This is a genomic window from Thalassobaculum sp., assembly GCF_965223715.1.
GTDB lineage: Bacteria > Pseudomonadota > Alphaproteobacteria > Thalassobaculales > Thalassobaculaceae > Thalassobaculum.
The window spans coordinates 4,896,596-4,911,552 of sequence record NZ_OZ245012.1 but is presented as its reverse complement, the minus strand read 5'-3'; the positions used below and the strand labels follow the sequence as shown (position 1 = coordinate 4,911,552).

The following is a 14,957-nucleotide window of genomic DNA, read 5'->3' as shown; positions in this document are numbered from 1 at the left end:
GGGTCGATTTTTTCGGTTTCCCGCAGTTTATCGGCGGGACTGAACGCCGTCGATCCGCCACGGCGGGACCCGCCAGATCTCGGCCAGGAAATCGATGAACACCCGGATCTTGGCCGAGACGTGCCGGCTCTGGTGATGCACCGCGTGGACCGCGATGTCCGGCGCGCGCCACCCGGTCAGCAGCGGCACCAGGGAGCCGTCGGCGAAATGCGGACCGAGAACGAAATCCGGCTGATGCACCACCCCCGCGCCGGCGATCGCCGCCTCGACCAAGACTTCGCCATTATTGGCCGACATCGGTCCGCGCGGGCGGATGCTCGCCTCCTCTCCCGCGGCGTTGCTGAACCGCCAGGACGGCCCCTCGGCCGAATAGGCGTAGGCGAGGCAGGCATGGTCGACCAGGTCCGAGGGATGGTCCGGCACCCCGCGCTGCGCCAGATACTCCGGGGCGGCGGCAAGGTGCAGCCCGACCGGCGCCACCCGCCGCGCCACCAGGGACGAGTCGGTCAGCCGGCCGATGCGCACGGCCACGTCGTAGCCCTCCTCCAACAGGTCGACGACCCGGTCGTTCACCGTCAGATCGACCGACAGGTCGGGATAGCGGCGCAGGAAGGGGGCGATGGCGGCGGCCAGATGGGTGCGGGAGAAGGAGACCGGCCCGTTGATCCGCAGCAGCCCGGCCGGGGCCAGCCGCTCCCCCCGCGCCTCGGTATCGGCCACCTCGAAATCGTGCAGCAGCCGCCGGGCGCGCTCCAGGTAGCGCCGGCCGGCATCGGTCAGCCGCACCCGCCGGGTCGTCCGCTCCAGAAGCTTCACCCCGAGCCGGTCCTCCAGCGCCTGCACATGCTTGCTGGCCATGGCGCGGGACAGGTCGAGCCGGTCCGCCGCCTCCGAGAAGCTCTCGGCCTCGGCGACGGCGATGAAGGTGGAGAGGAGGGCGAGCCGGTCCATTGTCAACTACAGTGAGACAATCATTTTCGAAACGCACCAATTATTTTCACGATTAACCATCGTATCTCTGTCGCATGAAACACGGCGGGGGCCCGACGCCCCAACGACCCCCACACCCGGGGCCACCACATCAGAGATGGAGAACACCATGTATGACACGATCGACGCCCGCACGGCGCCCTACGCCGCCCTGCTCCTGCGCGTCACCCTCGGCATCGCCTTCCTGGCCCATGCCGGCCTGAAGATCTTCGTCTTCACCATTCCGGGGACCGTCGGATACTTCGAGAGCATCGGCTATCCCGGCTTCTTCGCCTATCTGGTCATCCTGGCCGAGCTCGGCGGCGGTCTGGCCCTGATCGCCGGCGCCTATACCCGCCTGATCTCGCTCCTGCTGGTCCCGGTGATGATCGGCGCCCTGCTGCAGCACACCGCCAACGGCTGGGTGTTCAGCGCCCAGGGCGGCGGCTGGGAGTTCCCGGCCATGTGGACGGCGCTGCTCTTCGTCCAGGCCGGTCTCGGCAACGGCGCCTTCGCCCTGAAGCTGCCGGTCCCGTCCGCCTTCAAGACGACCGCCGCCTGACCCCACCCCTGACCGCGAACCCTGGAGGGGCTCGGCTGCTCGACGGCCGGGCCCCTTTTCTTTAGGAGGAGAGAACCATGTCACCGCTTCCCGCGATCTTCGTCAGCCACGGCTCCCCGACCCTCGTGCTGGACGACACGCCGGCCCGCGACTTCCTGCGCGGCCTCGGCGACGACCTGCCCCGCCCCCGCGCCATCGTCGTCGTCAGCGCCCATTACGAGGCCCGGGGCGTGCGGGTGAACACCGCCGCCCGCCCGCGGGTGATCCACGATTTCTACGGTTTCCCCAAGGCGCTGTACGAGATGGACTACGCCGCACCGGGCGACCCGTCCCTGGCCGCCGACATCCTGACCCGCCTGCGCGCGGCCGGGCTGGAGGCCGAGGGCGACGAGAGCTGGGGCTTCGACCACGGCACCTGGGTCCCGCTGTCGCTCATGTATCCGGACGCCGACATCCCGGTGGTGGCCGTGTCCGTCGATCCCGATGCCGGGCCGGAGCACCACCGACGGCTCGGCGCCGCGCTCGCCCCGCTGCGCGCGGACGGCGTGCTGATCCTGGGCTCCGGCGCCTTCACCCATAACCTGGGCGAACTGCGCCGCGGCGGCCGGGCCGGGCTGGACGCGCCCGACTGGGTGACGCGCTTCGTCGACTGGACGGCCTCGGCCATCGCCGAGGGACGCGGCGACGACCTCCTGCGCTACCGCGACCGCGCGCCCGACGCCGTGCGCAACCACCCGACCGAGGAGCATTTCCTGCCGCTCTTCGCGGCACTCGGTGCCGGTGGTACGGGTAAGGGCCGGCGTCTGCATGCCAGCACCGCCTTCTCCGTCCTCGCCATGGACGCCTACGCCTTCGGCTGACGAAAGGAACCGCCCCGATGACCGAGATCACCCGCCGCGTCCTGATCACCGGTGCCGCCTCCGGCATCGGGGCCGCCACCGCCCGGCGGCTGGCCGATCCCGGGACGGCGCTGCTGCTGCATACCCGCGGCAACGCCGACCGGCTCGAGGCCGTGGCGGCGGAGCTGCGGGACCGGGGATCGGCGGTGGAGACGATGCTGGGCGACCTGGCCGATGCCGAGCTGCCGGGCCGGCTGGTCCGGCAGGCGGCCGAGACCTTCGGCGGTCTCGACGCGCTCATCGCCAATGCCGGCTGGGCCCGCAACGTGCCGCTGCTGGAATCGACGATGGAGCATCTGGAAGCGCCGGTCGACGCCATCGCCCGCGGCTTCGCCCTGATGGCCCAGGCGGCGGCCCCGCATCTGAAGACCAGCGCCTGCGGCCGGGTGGTGGCGGTCTCCGCCTTCGGGCCGCATGTCTACCGGCCCGGCGTGATGACCTTCCCGGGTACCGCGGCGGCCAAGGCGGCGCTGGAGACCCATGTCCGCTCGCTCGCCTTCGAGCTGGCGGCGGACGGGGTGACGGTCAACGCGGTGGTGCCGGGCTTCATCCAGAAGGATCCCGGCACCAGCCGGGCGGTGACGGTCGACAAGACGGTCCAGGTGACCGCCCAGATCCCCATGGGCCGGCTCGGCTCGCCCGACGAGGTGGCGGCCGTGATCGTGTTCCTGATGTCGCGCGAGGCCGGCTACGTCACCGGCCAGTGCATCCACGTGAATGGCGGGCTGGTCTGAGCCCGCCTCAGTGGGTGGTGCCGAACAGCCGGTCGCCGGCGTCGCCCAGGCCCGGCACGATATAGGCCTTGTCGTTCAGCTTCTCGTCCAGCGCGGCCACGTAGATCGGCACGTCCGGATGGTCCTGGTGGAACCGGCGCACGCCCTCCGGGGCGGCGACCAGGGCCATGAAGCGGATGCGGCTGTCCGGCACCCCGTGCTTGTTCAGCACGTCGGCGGCGTGGCTCGCCGAGTTTCCGGTCGCCAGCATCGGGTCGACCAGCACGAAGACCCGCTCCTCGGCCGCCGGCAGCTTGACCAGATACTCCACCGGCTCGTGGGTCTCGGGGTCGCGGTACAGGCCCACATGGCCCTCATAGGCGGTCGGGATCAGCTCGCGCAGCCCGTCGACCATGCCCAGGCCGGCGCGCAGCACGCCCACCATCACCAGCCGCGGCTCGGCCAGGGTCGGCGCCTGCATGGTCGCCACCGGCGTCTCGATCTCGCGGGTCGTCGCCTCCAGGGTGCGGGTCACCTCGTAGCCCAGGAACAGCGCGATCTCCTTCAGCAGCACCCGGAACTTGGAGGTGGAGGTGTCCTTCTCGCGCATGATGGTGAGCTTGTGCTGCACCAGCGGATGATCGACGACGAACAGGTTCGGGAAGGCGGGATCGGTCTTCATGGCATCGGCTCTCGGCTCGGGCGGGCGTCGGTTCGGCGCATCGGGCGGCAGCATAACTTCCACGCCCGGTTTAGGCGACCGCACACGAAAACGCCCGCCTTTTCAGGCGGGCGCGGTATGCGGCGGGTTAGACCCGGAAGGATCAGGCGGCAGCCTTCGCCTCGGCGGCGAGGATGCGCTTCTTCAGGCGGCGCGCCTCCTGGGACAGCTCGGACGCCCGGGCGGTCTTCAGGAAGGCGTCCAGGCCACCGCGATGCTCGACGGTGCGCAGCGCACCGGTCGACAGGCGCAGGCGGACCATCTCGCCCAGCGCGTCGGACAGCAGCGAGGTGTCCTGAAGGTTCGGCAGAAAACGGCGACGGGTGCGGTTGTTCGCGTGGCTGACGTTGTTGCCGGTCAGCACACCCTTGCCAGTAAGATCGCAGCGACGGGCCATGACACGTTCCTCGACTTCTTTCCTGGCCCCGCCCCGGGATCGTTCCTGCGGCGATCGGCCCACGTAAAACAGCGGCGTCGCCGGATGAGGCGACGCGAGGCGCGGGATATACGTGAGGCCGGCGGGGGCGTCAAGCGCCGAGACGCCCTGCCGGCCGGGTTTCAGGCGGTTTCCTCATACGCCATCGGCGGCAGCATCGGTCCGGTCCGCACGCTGGGGCCGGCCAGCACCATCTTCGACTTCACCGGCGAGGACAGCACGATAGAGGTCGTGGTCTCGCCATAGGTCCGCAACTGGGCGATCACATGCTCCAGATGGGTCATCGAGGAGACGATGACCTTGATCATGTAGCTGTCCTGCCCGGTGATGTGGTGGCACTCCTGCACCTCGGACAGCGTATGCGCCACGGTGGCGATCCGGCCGTGATTCTCGCCGATGGTCTTCAGGTGCACGAAGGCGGTGGTCGGGTAGCCGAGCTTGGAGGGATCGACCATGGCGCGATAGCCGGTGATCACCCCGGTATCCTCCATCCGGCGCACGCGCTCGGCGATGGCGGGGGAGGACAGCCCGACCCGGCGGCCGAGCTCGCTATAGGACAGGCGCGCATCCTCCTGGAGAACCCGCAGGAGCTGCCATCCGACCTTGTCCAACTGGGCGTCCACGTCACCGGCCATCAGCGTTTCTCACTGTTCTGTTTCGTCTGTTCTGTCGACGGCGTTATCAAAAAATTCAGCAAGTTTTTGATGAATTTCAAGTTGTTGCGAAGGGTACGCGAATCTCCGGCAAGCGGCAAGCGCGGCGCTCCCCGCAAACCCTCCGAGTCTCGCCGGATTCCGCGGGAAACCCCCATGGCGGGTATTTCAAAATCCGTATTGCACCCACGGTGGCACCATGCAATCGTGTGCAACTTGCATGCGGTAGTGTGCTTTTTTGTATGCGCCGAAGCGAAGTTGCACCTAGTCATACGACCTGCGGGCCGCCTTCCCTGCCCGCTGGCATTTCCCGAGACCAGAAAGAGATAGCGGACGTGACGAAGGAGTTGAGCCGGAACCGGCAACGTAGAAACGTCACCCTCGGTTCCCGGCGGACAAGCGTCAGTCTGGAAGAGCAGGTGTGGGAGGGGCTCACCGACATCTGCCGGCGCGAAGAAATCGGGCTGGACGAGCTCTGCACGGCGGTGGAGATCCGCCGCGTCGATTCCTCCATGTCCTCGGCCCTGCGCGTGTTCCTGCTGACCTATTACCGTCACGCCGCCGAACTGCTGGAGGCGCCGCAGCGCAGCCAGCCCGGCTTGGCCCAGGGCCCCCAGGCGAGCTTCCCCGGCCTGCTCGACGCCGCGATGGACCGCTTCCACACCGAACAGAAGATCGCCGCCGGCAAGGCCTGACGCCGGCCCCTCCCTACCAGGTCAGGCGGGCGGCCACGTGGGTCGGCGTCGCCCCCGGCTCCGCCAGGAACGCCTCGAGGCCCGCGCGGTCCAGCTCGCCGTCGCGCAGAAGCTGCTCGTGGTGGATGCCGTCGGCCAGCAGCAGCGAGGCCATGCCCGCCGCCTGGGCCCCGGCGATGTCGGTGTTTCGGTTGTCGCCGACCATGATCAGCCGGCCGCCCGGCACGCCCAGCAGCTCGGCGGCGCGCAGGAACACCGGCGCGTGCGGCTTGCCGTGGTAGTGCACGCTCCCGCCGAGCGCCTCGTAGCGGGCGGCCATGGAGCCCGCATGCATCTTCAGCCGACCCTGGTCGAAGACCGCGAGGTCGGGATTGGCGCAGATCATCGGCAGGCCCAGGCCGGCCCCCTCGACCAGCAGCGCCTCGTACAGCTCCACCTGGTCGAAATCCCCGGCGGGCCCCGCGTTCAGGATCCAGTCGGCCTCGGCCAGCCGGTCGACGATGGTGAAGCGCAGGCCCGGCAGGATGTCGCCGAACCGCTCCGGCGCGAAGGTGTAGACCCGGTCGCCGAGCCCGGCATGAAACGCGTCCAGCCCCTCGACCAGATGGCGCCGCGCCTCCCCGCCCGAGGTGATCACCGCCCGGTAGAGGTCGCGGGGCACGCCGAGCCCGGTCAGCCGCTCCTCGACCACCGAGGTCTGGCGCGGGGAGTTCGACATGATCGCCACGGGCACGCCCCGCGCGCCCAGGTTCTCCAGCACGTCGCGCGCGCCCGGGAAGACCGCGCCGCCGTCGTAGATCGTGCCCCAGACATCGAAGATCCAGCCGTCGTACTTGTCGGCAATGACGGACACGCCGTCGGCCAGGATCTCGGCCGCGTTCTGGGTCATCGGAACTCTCTCTTGGCTGTGATCGCTTGGTTGGGTGCGCTATTGCTTGTCGACGAGGGGGCGGGGTTCGCCGAAGAGGTATCCCTGCCCGAAATCCACCTTCAGTTCCAGCAGATCGAGCAGCATGTCCTCGCTCTCGATCTTCTCGACGATCAGGTCCATGGCATAGCGGTCGAGCGCGCCCTTGAACGAGCGCATGTCGAGCACCGGATCGTCGCCGCGGGCCATCTCGTGCAGCAGATGGGCGTTCACCTTCACGTAGCGGAAGCCCTGGCGCGACAGCTCCTCCAGGTCGAGGTCCAGGTCGTGCACCTGGTCGAGGGAGAAGCGGTAGCCCACGCCGCGCAGCCGCTGCAGGTTCATCCGGGTGATGTAGTCGCCGGCGGCGATGCTGGCATAGTCGAACTCGAACACCAGGGTCTCGGCGAGCTGCCGGTTCTCCGCCATGAAGGCGATGAAGTCCTGGAAGAAATCGACATCGGTCAGCGAGGCATTGGAGATGTTGCAGAAGAAACCGACCTCCAGGTGGTCCCGCCGGGCGCGGCGGACGAGCTGGACGCAGCGCACCAGCAGCAGGTTGTCGATCGCCGCCACCAGCCCGGCCTGCTCGGCCACCGGGATATACTGCTCCGGGGTGATGACCGAGCCGTTCGGCAGGACGATGCGCGAGAAGCACTCGTAGAACCGCCGCTTGCGCTGGGGCAGGCTGACCACGGGCTGTAGGTACAGCTCGACCGCCTCGTCCCGCAGCGCCTGCTCGATCGCCGCCAGCAGCTCCCCGCTCTCCATCATGACGACCTGGCCGCCGCGTGCCCCGGTGGGAACGGCGACGACGGTATCCGCCTTGCCGTTGGCCGCGATCGCGCCGGCCGGCTGGTCCTTGCGTTCGGCGAGCTGCTTCAGCAGGCCCTGCAGCACCTTCAGCTCGCCGGAGAGGCGCTCGGCATCGGGCAGGTCGTCCAGCCGGTTGCGCAGGGTATCGACCTCGGCGCGCGCCAGTTCGGCCTCCTCCTGCAGCAGGGCGACCCGCCGCACCACCTCGCGCAGCCGGCGCTCGGCCCGTCCGGCGGCGAGCCGACCGGCGACCGCGATGTGCCAGGAGATGAAGATCCCGGCCAGCAGCACCAGGACCACCGGCCCCGACGCGAGCAGATAGGTCTCCGCGGCCCAGGCGGCGGCACCGGCGGCACCGAGATAGACCAGGGCGATCAGGATGTGACCGATGATGATCCGCTCCCTCGGCTAGCGATGCGCACGCGTTGTCCTCAGCCCTCGGCCAGATCGGCCGCGTCGACGCCGACGGCCTCGCCGATGGAGCTATGGCCGTCGGCCGCCATGCGGGCGGCGAGATCGTCCCGGATCCGCCGGAACAGTCCCGGTCCGTTATACACGAGAGCCGAGTAAAGCTGCACAAGCGAGGCGCCGGCCCGGATCTTGGCGTAGGCGGTCTCGCCGCTCTCCACCCCGCCGACGCCGACCAGAACCAGCCGGTCCCCGGCCAGCAGGCGCGCGCGGGCCAGCAGCTTGGTCGACGGGCCGAACAGCGGCCTGCCGGACAGCCCGCCGATCTCCCCCTTCGACGGCGAACGCAGCGACTCGGGCCGCGCGATGGTGGTGTTGGAGATGATCAGCCCCGCCACCCCGGCGCGCACGGCGGTCTCGACGATCGCCTCGAGCTGCCCCTCCGCCAGGTCCGGCGCGATCTTCAGCAGCACCGGGGGGCCGTCCGGGCCGCAGGCGGTCGCCCGGGCCTCCATCACCGTATCGAGCAGCCGGCCGAGCGCGCCCGCGCCCTGCAGGTCGCGCAGGCCCGGCGTGTTCGGCGAGGAGACGTTGATCGTCAGGTAGTCGGCCAGGGGGGCCAGCATCCGCACCCCGTAGTCGTAATCCTCGACCGGATCGGCCGTGTCCTTGTTGGCGCCGACATTGATGCCGACGATGCCGGCATGCCGGGCATGACGCGCCAGACGGGCGGCGGCGGCATCGAGCCCGTCATTGTTGAAGCCGTTGCGGTTGATCACCGCCACGTCCTCCGGCAGCCGGAACAGCCGGGGACGCGGATTGCCGGCCTGGGGGCGCGGGGTGATGGTGCCGACCTCCACCGCGCCCACCCCCAGGTTCAGCAGGGCGTGCCAGCATTCGGCACTCTTGTCGAAGCCGGCGGCGAGGCAGACCGGATGCCGGAAATCGAGCCCCATCAGGCGCTGGGAGAGGCCGGGCGGCGGGGCGGACCGGTCCACGGGGGCGATCCCGGCCGCCAACGCGCGCACGGTGGCCCGATGGGCGGTTTCCGGATCGAGACACCGCAGCAGCGGCAGGGCGAGATCGAACATCGACATGGCGCGAGACGGTAGTCGGTGCTCCCGCCCCTCACAAGCATTGGAATGGGAAACATCGACGGCGACGCTGGCGCGTTGGCAAGCCCCTGCCGGGCGGGCTAAGGTCGCCCCAATCAACACATCATCGACGGAGCATTCCGATGGCCACGCCTCCCAAGGCCTTTACCTACGTGGACCAGGACAAGAGCTGGCACGAGGGCAATCCCATGGTTCTCGGTCCGATGACCCAGTCCACCTGGCTCGGCTCGCTGATCTTCGACGGTGCGCGCTGGTTCGAGGGCACCATGCCGGACGTCGACCGGCACTGCGAGCGGGCCTGCCGCAGCGCCCGCAACATGCTCCTGGAGCCGAAGATCCGCCCCGAGGAGATGGTCGAGCTGATCAAGGACGGCGTCTCCAAGTTCGACGGCAGCACCGCGCTATACCTCAAGCCGATGTTCTGGGCCGATGGCGGCTGGATCTATCCGGATCCGGACACCACCCGCTTCATGCTGACGATCTACGAGAGCCCGCTGCCGGAGGATACCGGCTTCAGCGTGAACATCTCCGAGAAGGTCCGGCCGATGCCGACGGCGGCGCCGACCGACGCCAAGGCCGCCTGCCTCTACGCCAATGCCGGCCGCGCCCTGAAGCTTGCCCATGAGGCCGGATACGACAACTGCGTCGTGCTCGACCCGATCGGCAATGTCGCCGAGCTGGCGACGGCCAACCTGTTCTACGCCAAGGACGGCGAGGTCCACACACCGATCCCGAACGGCACCTTCCTGAACGGCATCACCCGCCAGCGCGTGATCAAGCTGCTGACCAAGGCCGGCTACAAGGTGCATGAGCGGGTGATCACCACCCGGGAGCTGATGGAAGCCGACGAGATCTTCTCCTGCGGCAACCACGGCAAGGTGATGTCGATCACCAAGATCGTCGACCGGTCGCTGCAGCCGGGGCCGATCACCGCCAAGGCGCGGGAACTGTACTGGGCCTATGCCCATGGCGACGCCTGAGCGTCCGATCAGGGAACCGCGATGACCTTCACCGTTGGCGGGCTCTGCCGCCGCACCGGGCAGTTCGGCACCGCCCTGTCCACCTCCTCCATCGGGGCCGGCGGGCGCTGTCCGCATGTCGCCCCGGGTCTCGGCCTCGTGGTCACCCAGGCGCGCACCGACCCGCGCCTGGGCCCGCTCGGCCTCGACCTGCTGCGCGGCGGCCGCAGCGCCGAGGAGACGGTGGCCGCCATCACCGCCTCCACCCCCCACAGCGCCTGGCGCCAGCTCGGCGTGCTGACCGCCGACGGCGATGCCGCCGTGTTCACCGGCGCGAGCTGTGCCCGGCCGGCCGACGGTCTGGTGCTCGGCGACGGCTTCGTCATCGGCAACTGGGTGAAGAGCGAGGCGGTGCTGGCCGGGATCGCCGCCGGGTTCGAAACCGACCCGATGGCCGAGCTGGCCGACCGGCTGATCCAGGGCCTGGAAGGCGGCGAGGCGGAGGGCGGCGAGCTCGACCCGCTGCAGTCGGCCGCCCTTGTCGTCTGCGATCCCGCCTATACCTTTCCGATCATAGACCTGCGGATCGACAACTCGCCGACCCCCATCGCCGACCTGCGCCGGGCCTGGACCCGCTGGTCGGAGATCATGGAGGGCTATCTCCTGCGCGCCGTCGATCCGGCCGCCGCCCCCGACACCCGCAGCCTGGAAGGCCACGCATGATCCGCCCCCTCATTCTCTCAGTTGCCCTCCTCGCGCTGACCGCCTGCGGTGGGCTGGACAAGGCTCGCCAGATGCCCCAGGAGGAGATCGCGGCGATGTCCGACGAGGATGTCTGCGGCTATCTCTCCACCTTCGCCTATAAGGGCCGCCTGCCCGAGGCCTGGCAGAACGAGGCAACCCGCCGCGGCCTGAACCGCTGCATCGACGAGGGGATCAAGAAGCGGGCGGTGGATACCAAGATCGACCGGGACAAGCCGATCCTGTGCCCGCAGGGCCAGAGCACGCAGGACTCGCGCTGCTGGTGAGGGGTGGGGCCGGCCCTTCGTCCGCGCCGGCCCTCCCCCGTCATCCTGACGCACGTCAGGATCAACGCTCCCGCGTCGGTGCACCGCAGATCCTGACATGCGTCAGGATGACGGAGGCGGCTGTTACGCCGCCATGTCCTCGCCCTTCAGCGCCTTGTCGAGCAGGGCCACCGTCTCCGCCACGCCGTAGAGGGCGATGAAGGAGCCGAAGCGCGGGCCCTGGGACTGGCCGAGCAGGATCTCGTACAGCGCCTTGAACCAGTCGCGCAGATTCTCGAACGGATGCCGCTTGCCGACCTCGTAGACCTCGGTCTGCAGGTCCTCCGCCGAGGCGCCCGCGTCCATGCCTTCCAGCACCGCCTTCAGGTCCTCCAACGCGGCCCGCTCGGCGTCACTCGGCGCCCGGTACTGCTTCTCCGGGCGCACGAAGTCCTGGTAGTAGCGCACCGCATAGCCGACCAGGGTGTCGAGCAGCGGGTTCGCCTCGGGCGAGGCGCCCGGCGCGTAGCGGCTGACATAGCCCCACACCACGCTCTTCTCCTCGGCGTGGCAGACGCTGGCCAGGTTCAGCAGCAGCGAGAAGGACAGGCCCGAACTCTCCGGCGCCGGCGGCTGGCCGTTATGGATGTGCCAGACCGGGTTCTCGATCCGCTTCTCGGTCTCCTCCTCCGGGAACTTGGAGAGGAAGGTGAGATAGTCGTCGACGTTCTTCGGGATCACGTCGAAATACAGGCGCTTCGCCCTTCGCGGCTGCTGGTACATGAACAGCGCCAGGCTCTCCGGCGGGCCGTAGGTCAGCCACTCCTCCACCGACAGGCCGTTGCCCTTGGACTTGGAGATCTTCTGGCCGTCCGCGTCGAGGAACAGCTCGTAGTTGAAGCCCTCGGGTGCGGGGCGGCCCAGGATCTTGGTGATCTGCGACGACAGCTTGACCGAGTCGATCAGGTCCTTGCCGGCCATCTCGTAGTCGACGCCCAGCGCGTACCAGCGCATCGCCCAGTCGCACTTCCACTGCAGCTTGCACTTGCCGCCGGTCACCGGGACGGTCATCCGCTCGCCGGTCTGCGGGTCGTCGTAGGAGACCGTGCCGGCCTCGACGTCGCGGTCGACGATCGGCACCTGCAGCACGTGGCCGGTGCGCGGGCACACGGGGAGGAACGGCGAGTAGGTCGCCCGCCGCTCCGGGCCCAGCGTCGGCAGCACGACATTGGTGACCTCGTCGTACTTGCGCAGCACCTGCAGCAGCGCCTCGTCGAACAGGCCGGAGGTGTAGCACTCGGTCGCCGAGTAGAACTCGTACTCGAAGCCGAAGCTGTCCAGGAAGCCCCGCAGACGGGCGTTGTTGTGGTGGCCGAAGCTCTCATGGGTCCCGAACGGATCGGGGACGCGGGTGAGCGGCTTGTGCAGGTGCTCGGCCATCGCCTCCTGGTTCGGGATGTTGGTCGGCACCTTGCGCAGCCCGTCCATGTCGTCGGAGAAGGCGACGAGCTTGGTCGGGATGTCGCTCATCATCTGGAAGGCGCGGCGCACCATGGTGGTGCGGGCGACCTCGCCGAAGGTGCCGATATGCGGCAGCCCGGACGGGCCGTAGCCGGTCTCCAGCAGCACATAGCCTTTTTTCGGCGGCGCGTCCTTGTACCGCTCGACCAGTTTGCGCGCCTCCTCGAACGGCCAGGCGCGGGCGTTCGTGGCGAGTGTGCGCATCGGGTCGGCGGACATCGGATCGGCTCCTTTTGGAGGATGGGAAAAAACGCGCGGAAGCTACGGCGCAGTGGGGCCGGGGTCAATGAAGAGCTGGGGCGCGCCGGTCAGGACAGCTTCGCCAGCATCTCCAGGAACTTCCGCCGGTCCTCGGCGTCGAGCGGCTCGAGCGTCCGCTCGGTCACCCGCATGCCCAGCGCCGTCACCTGGCGGACCAGCCCCTCGCCCTCCTCCGACAGGCGCAGCTTGGTGCGGCGCTTGTCGTCCGGGTCGGGTTCGCGGGTGATCAGGCCGCGCTCCTCCAGGCGGCGGATCACCCCCTGGATCGTGGCCGGGTCCATCGCCGTCATGCGGCCGAGCGCGTTCTGGCTGGCCGCCCCCTCCTCGGCCAGCATGGCGAGCGCGGCCCACTGGGTCGGGGTCAGCCCCGCCTCCTCGAAGACCTCGAGGAAGATCTGGGTGGCGCGCTGGTGGGCCCGGCGCAGCAGATGGCCGATCTGGTCCTGCAGGACGTAGGAACGACCGGCCACCGGAAGACTACCCGTCGGCCTTGGGCGCGGCCTTCGGCGGCAGGGCGAGCTTGATGTGCAGGTCGCGGAGCTGTTCCGGACGCACCTCGGACGGCGCGTTCATCATCAGGTCCTCGGCCCGCTGGTTCATCGGGAACAGGATGACCTCGCGCAGGTTCTGCTCGCCGGCCAGCATCATGACGATGCGGTCGATGCCCGGCGCGATGCCGCCATGGGGCGGGGCGCCGAACTTGAAGGCGTTGATCATGCCGGCGAACTTGTCGTCCACGACCTCCGGGCCGTAGCCGGCGATCTCGAACGCCTTGTACATGATCTCCGGGCGATGGTTCCGGATCGCGCCCGAGGACAGTTCCACGCCGTTGCAGACCACGTCGTACTGGAAGGCGAGGATGTCCAGCGGATCCATCGTTTCCAGCGCCTCCAGCCCGCCCTGGGGCATGGAGAACGGGTTGTGCGAGAAGTCGATGGCGCCGGTGGTCTCGTCGGCCTCGTACATCGGGAAATCGACGATCCAGCACAGCTTGAAGACGCCCTTCTCGATGATGTCGAGATCGGCACCCAGCTTCAGGCGGGCCTGGCCGGCGAGCTTGGCCGCCTCCAGCTCCTTGCCGCCGGCGAAGAAGATGGCGTCGCCATCGCCCATGCCGGTGATCGCCTTCAGCTCCTCGATCTTCTCGGCCGGCAGGCGGTTGGCGATCGGGCCGCGGGCCTCGCCCTCGCCGAAGATCATGTAGCCGAGACCCGGGGCACCCTGGCCCTGGGCCCACGAGTTCATGCGGTCGCAGATCGCCCGGCTGCCGCATTTCGGCCCCGGGATCGCGCGGATCACGCCGCCGCCATCCACCAGCTTGGCGAAGATCGCGAAGTCGGAGCCGCGGAACACCTCGCTGACATCGGCGATCTCGATCGGGATGCGCAGGTCCGGCTTGTCGGAGCCGTATTTCAGCATCGCTTCCCGGTAGGGGATGCGCGGGAACGGGTCTGGCACGGTCCAGTCGGAGAACTCCTTGAACACGCCCGCCAGCACCGGCTCGACGGCGGCGAACACGTCCTCCTGCTCGACGAAGCTCATCTCAAGGTCGAGCTGGTAGAACTCGCCCGGCGAGCGGTCGGCGCGGCTGTCTTCGTCGCGGAAGCATGGGGCGATCTGGAAGTACCGGTCGAAGCCGGAGACCATGATGAGCTGCTTGAACTGCTGCGGCGCCTGGGGCAGCGCGTAGAACTTGCCCGGATGCAGACGCGACGGCACCAGGAAGTCGCGGGCACCCTCCGGCGAGGACGCGGTCAGGATCGGCGTCTGGAACTCCATGAAGCCCTGCTCGACCATCCGGCGGCGGATGGAGGAGATCACCTTGGAGCGCAGGATGATGTTGTTGTGCACCCGCTCGCGGCGCAGGTCGAGATAGCGGTAGCGCAGGCGGGTTTCCTCGCCGGCATCCTCGTCGGAGTTGACCTGCAGCGGCACCTGGTCGGCGGCGGACAGCACCTCGAACGCGTCGATCCGGACCTCGATCTGGCCGGTCGGCAGCTTGGAATTGATCGTCTCGTCGCTGCGCTTCACCACGCGGCCGGTGATGCACACCACGCTCTCCAGCCGGTACTTCTCGACCTGCTGGAACGCCGGGTCCTCGACGTCGGTCACGCATTGGGTGATGCCGTAGTGGTCGCGCAGATCCAGGAACACCAGCTGGCCGTGGTCGCGGCGGCGGTGGATCCAGCCGGAGAGGCGGACGGTCTCGCCGACATGGGTGTCGCGCAGGTCGGAACAGGTGTGGGTGCGATAGCGGTGCATGGCGTCAACGGTGCGTAGCGGGAAACGGCCGCCACGTTGCACGCAGCGCCAAC

General features: G+C 68.9%; 17 protein-coding genes. 7 read left to right on the top strand and 10 right to left on the bottom strand.

The features are described from left to right. Nucleotides 1-27 precede the first annotated feature (27 nt). On the bottom strand, nucleotides 28-951 hold the full coding sequence (locus ACOQOP_RS22770; protein WP_420564112.1) for a LysR substrate-binding domain-containing protein: 924 nt from the start codon (nucleotides 949-951) through the stop codon (nucleotides 28-30). 148 nt (nucleotides 952-1,099) lie between these two features. On the opposite strand from ACOQOP_RS22770, the gene ACOQOP_RS22765 reads away from it, so the two are divergent. From ACOQOP_RS22765 to ACOQOP_RS22755, 3 genes are all read left to right on the top strand, one after another. Further along, nucleotides 1,100-1,531, top strand: coding sequence for a DoxX family protein (locus ACOQOP_RS22765; RefSeq protein ID WP_420564111.1), 432 nt, complete (start codon nucleotides 1,100-1,102; stop codon nucleotides 1,529-1,531). A 77-nt stretch (nucleotides 1,532-1,608) separates the two neighbouring features. Then, a complete protein-coding gene (locus ACOQOP_RS22760; protein ID WP_420564110.1) occupies nucleotides 1,609-2,391 on the top strand; it encodes a DODA-type extradiol aromatic ring-opening family dioxygenase in 783 nt (260 codons plus the stop codon). 17 nt (nucleotides 2,392-2,408) lie between these two features. Then, nucleotides 2,409-3,164: an SDR family NAD(P)-dependent oxidoreductase gene (locus ACOQOP_RS22755; protein ID WP_420564109.1), complete on the top strand. Its 756-nt coding sequence runs from the start codon at nucleotides 2,409-2,411 to the stop codon at nucleotides 3,162-3,164. A gap of 7 nt (nucleotides 3,165-3,171) precedes the next feature. On the opposite strand, the gene upp is transcribed toward ACOQOP_RS22755, so the two are convergent. From upp to ACOQOP_RS22740, 3 genes are all read right to left on the bottom strand, one after another. After that, entirely contained in the window at nucleotides 3,172-3,825 is a 654-nt protein-coding gene (gene upp / locus ACOQOP_RS22750; RefSeq protein ID WP_420564108.1) for a uracil phosphoribosyltransferase, read from the bottom strand. A gap of 142 nt (nucleotides 3,826-3,967) precedes the next feature. After that, nucleotides 3,968-4,261: a 50S ribosomal protein L28 gene (rpmB, locus tag ACOQOP_RS22745; RefSeq protein ID WP_420564107.1), complete on the bottom strand. Its 294-nt coding sequence runs from the start codon at nucleotides 4,259-4,261 to the stop codon at nucleotides 3,968-3,970. A 161-nt stretch (nucleotides 4,262-4,422) separates the two neighbouring features. Next, nucleotides 4,423-4,935 (bottom strand): Lrp/AsnC family transcriptional regulator, encoded by a 513-nt coding sequence (locus tag ACOQOP_RS22740; protein WP_420564106.1) that lies wholly within the window; start codon nucleotides 4,933-4,935, stop codon nucleotides 4,423-4,425. Between the two features lie 353 nt (nucleotides 4,936-5,288). Here ACOQOP_RS22740 and ACOQOP_RS22735 point away from each other — a divergent pair, with 353 nt between their 5' ends. Then, nucleotides 5,289-5,648 (top strand): ribbon-helix-helix domain-containing protein, encoded by a 360-nt coding sequence (locus ACOQOP_RS22735; RefSeq protein WP_420564105.1) that lies wholly within the window; start codon nucleotides 5,289-5,291, stop codon nucleotides 5,646-5,648. 13 nt (nucleotides 5,649-5,661) lie between these two features. Here ACOQOP_RS22735 and ACOQOP_RS22730 read toward each other — a convergent pair whose 3' ends face one another. From ACOQOP_RS22730 to ACOQOP_RS22720, 3 genes are all read right to left on the bottom strand, one after another. Next, entirely contained in the window at nucleotides 5,662-6,537 is an 876-nt protein-coding gene (locus tag ACOQOP_RS22730; protein WP_420564104.1) for a TIGR01459 family HAD-type hydrolase, read from the bottom strand. Nucleotides 6,538-6,576: 39 nt separating this feature from the next. After that, a complete protein-coding gene (locus tag ACOQOP_RS22725) occupies nucleotides 6,577-7,671 on the bottom strand; it encodes an EAL domain-containing protein (RefSeq protein ID WP_420564103.1) in 1,095 nt (364 codons plus the stop codon). Nucleotides 7,672-7,802: 131 nt separating this feature from the next. After that, a complete protein-coding gene (locus ACOQOP_RS22720; RefSeq protein WP_420564102.1) occupies nucleotides 7,803-8,876 on the bottom strand; it encodes a quinone-dependent dihydroorotate dehydrogenase in 1,074 nt (357 codons plus the stop codon). A gap of 140 nt (nucleotides 8,877-9,016) precedes the next feature. Here ACOQOP_RS22720 and ACOQOP_RS22715 point away from each other — a divergent pair, with 140 nt between their 5' ends. The 3 genes from ACOQOP_RS22715 to ACOQOP_RS22705 are packed head-to-tail and all read left to right on the top strand — an operon-like array spanning nucleotide 9,017 to nucleotide 10,881. Next, a complete protein-coding gene (locus ACOQOP_RS22715) occupies nucleotides 9,017-9,874 on the top strand; it encodes a branched-chain amino acid aminotransferase (protein ID WP_420564101.1) in 858 nt (285 codons plus the stop codon). A gap of 21 nt (nucleotides 9,875-9,895) precedes the next feature. Further along, nucleotides 9,896-10,576, top strand: a complete 681-nt coding sequence (locus ACOQOP_RS22710) for a DUF1028 domain-containing protein (RefSeq protein WP_420564100.1) — start codon at nucleotides 9,896-9,898, stop codon at nucleotides 10,574-10,576. Then, nucleotides 10,573-10,881, top strand: a complete 309-nt coding sequence (locus tag ACOQOP_RS22705; RefSeq protein WP_420564099.1) for a hypothetical protein — start codon at nucleotides 10,573-10,575, stop codon at nucleotides 10,879-10,881. Before ACOQOP_RS22710 ends, ACOQOP_RS22705 begins: the two co-directional genes overlap by 4 nt. Nucleotides 10,882-11,004: 123 nt before the next feature. On the opposite strand, the gene ACOQOP_RS22700 is transcribed toward ACOQOP_RS22705, so the two are convergent. The 3 genes from ACOQOP_RS22700 to aspS all read right to left on the bottom strand — a co-directional run bounded on the left by ACOQOP_RS22700 (nucleotide 11,005) and on the right by aspS (nucleotide 14,904). Beyond that, the gene (locus ACOQOP_RS22700; protein WP_420564098.1) at nucleotides 11,005-12,600 is read right to left on the bottom strand and encodes a lysine--tRNA ligase; all 1,596 of its coding nucleotides are present in this window, start codon (nucleotides 12,598-12,600) and stop codon (nucleotides 11,005-11,007) included. An 89-nt stretch (nucleotides 12,601-12,689) separates the two neighbouring features. Next, nucleotides 12,690-13,112: a MarR family winged helix-turn-helix transcriptional regulator gene (locus tag ACOQOP_RS22695; protein WP_420564097.1), complete on the bottom strand. Its 423-nt coding sequence runs from the start codon at nucleotides 13,110-13,112 to the stop codon at nucleotides 12,690-12,692. 7 nt (nucleotides 13,113-13,119) lie between these two features. Then, nucleotides 13,120-14,904 carry an aspartate--tRNA ligase gene (gene aspS, locus ACOQOP_RS22690; protein ID WP_420564096.1) on the bottom strand — a complete coding sequence of 595 codons (1,785 nt, stop codon included), beginning with the start codon at nucleotides 14,902-14,904 and terminating at the stop codon, nucleotides 13,120-13,122. Nucleotides 14,905-14,957 lie beyond the last annotated feature (53 nt).

What these genes read in the sequence shown, in the direction of transcription:
- ACOQOP_RS22770 (WP_420564112.1), bottom strand. Translation starts at nt 951, where the DNA reads ATGGACCGGCTCGCCCTCCTCTCCACCTTCATCGCCGTCGCCGAGGCC.
- ACOQOP_RS22765 (WP_420564111.1), top strand. Translation starts at nt 1,100, where the DNA reads ATGTATGACACGATCGACGCCCGCACGGCGCCCTACGCCGCCCTGCTC.
- ACOQOP_RS22760 (WP_420564110.1), top strand. Translation starts at nt 1,609, where the DNA reads ATGTCACCGCTTCCCGCGATCTTCGTCAGCCACGGCTCCCCGACCCTC.
- ACOQOP_RS22755 (WP_420564109.1), top strand. Translation starts at nt 2,409, where the DNA reads ATGACCGAGATCACCCGCCGCGTCCTGATCACCGGTGCCGCCTCCGGC.
- upp (WP_420564108.1), bottom strand. Translation starts at nt 3,825, where the DNA reads ATGAAGACCGATCCCGCCTTCCCGAACCTGTTCGTCGTCGATCATCCG.
- rpmB (WP_420564107.1), bottom strand. Translation starts at nt 4,261, where the DNA reads ATGGCCCGTCGCTGCGATCTTACTGGCAAGGGTGTGCTGACCGGCAAC.
- ACOQOP_RS22740 (WP_420564106.1), bottom strand. Translation starts at nt 4,935, where the DNA reads ATGGCCGGTGACGTGGACGCCCAGTTGGACAAGGTCGGATGGCAGCTC.
- ACOQOP_RS22730 (WP_420564104.1), bottom strand. Translation starts at nt 6,537, where the DNA reads ATGACCCAGAACGCGGCCGAGATCCTGGCCGACGGCGTGTCCGTCATT.
- ACOQOP_RS22720 (WP_420564102.1), bottom strand. Translation starts at nt 8,876, where the DNA reads ATGTCGATGTTCGATCTCGCCCTGCCGCTGCTGCGGTGTCTCGATCCG.
- ACOQOP_RS22715 (WP_420564101.1), top strand. Translation starts at nt 9,017, where the DNA reads ATGGCCACGCCTCCCAAGGCCTTTACCTACGTGGACCAGGACAAGAGC.
- ACOQOP_RS22710 (WP_420564100.1), top strand. Translation starts at nt 9,896, where the DNA reads ATGACCTTCACCGTTGGCGGGCTCTGCCGCCGCACCGGGCAGTTCGGC.
- ACOQOP_RS22705 (WP_420564099.1), top strand. Translation starts at nt 10,573, where the DNA reads ATGATCCGCCCCCTCATTCTCTCAGTTGCCCTCCTCGCGCTGACCGCC.
- ACOQOP_RS22700 (WP_420564098.1), bottom strand. Translation starts at nt 12,600, where the DNA reads ATGTCCGCCGACCCGATGCGCACACTCGCCACGAACGCCCGCGCCTGG.
- aspS (WP_420564096.1), bottom strand. Translation starts at nt 14,904, where the DNA reads ATGCACCGCTATCGCACCCACACCTGTTCCGACCTGCGCGACACCCAT.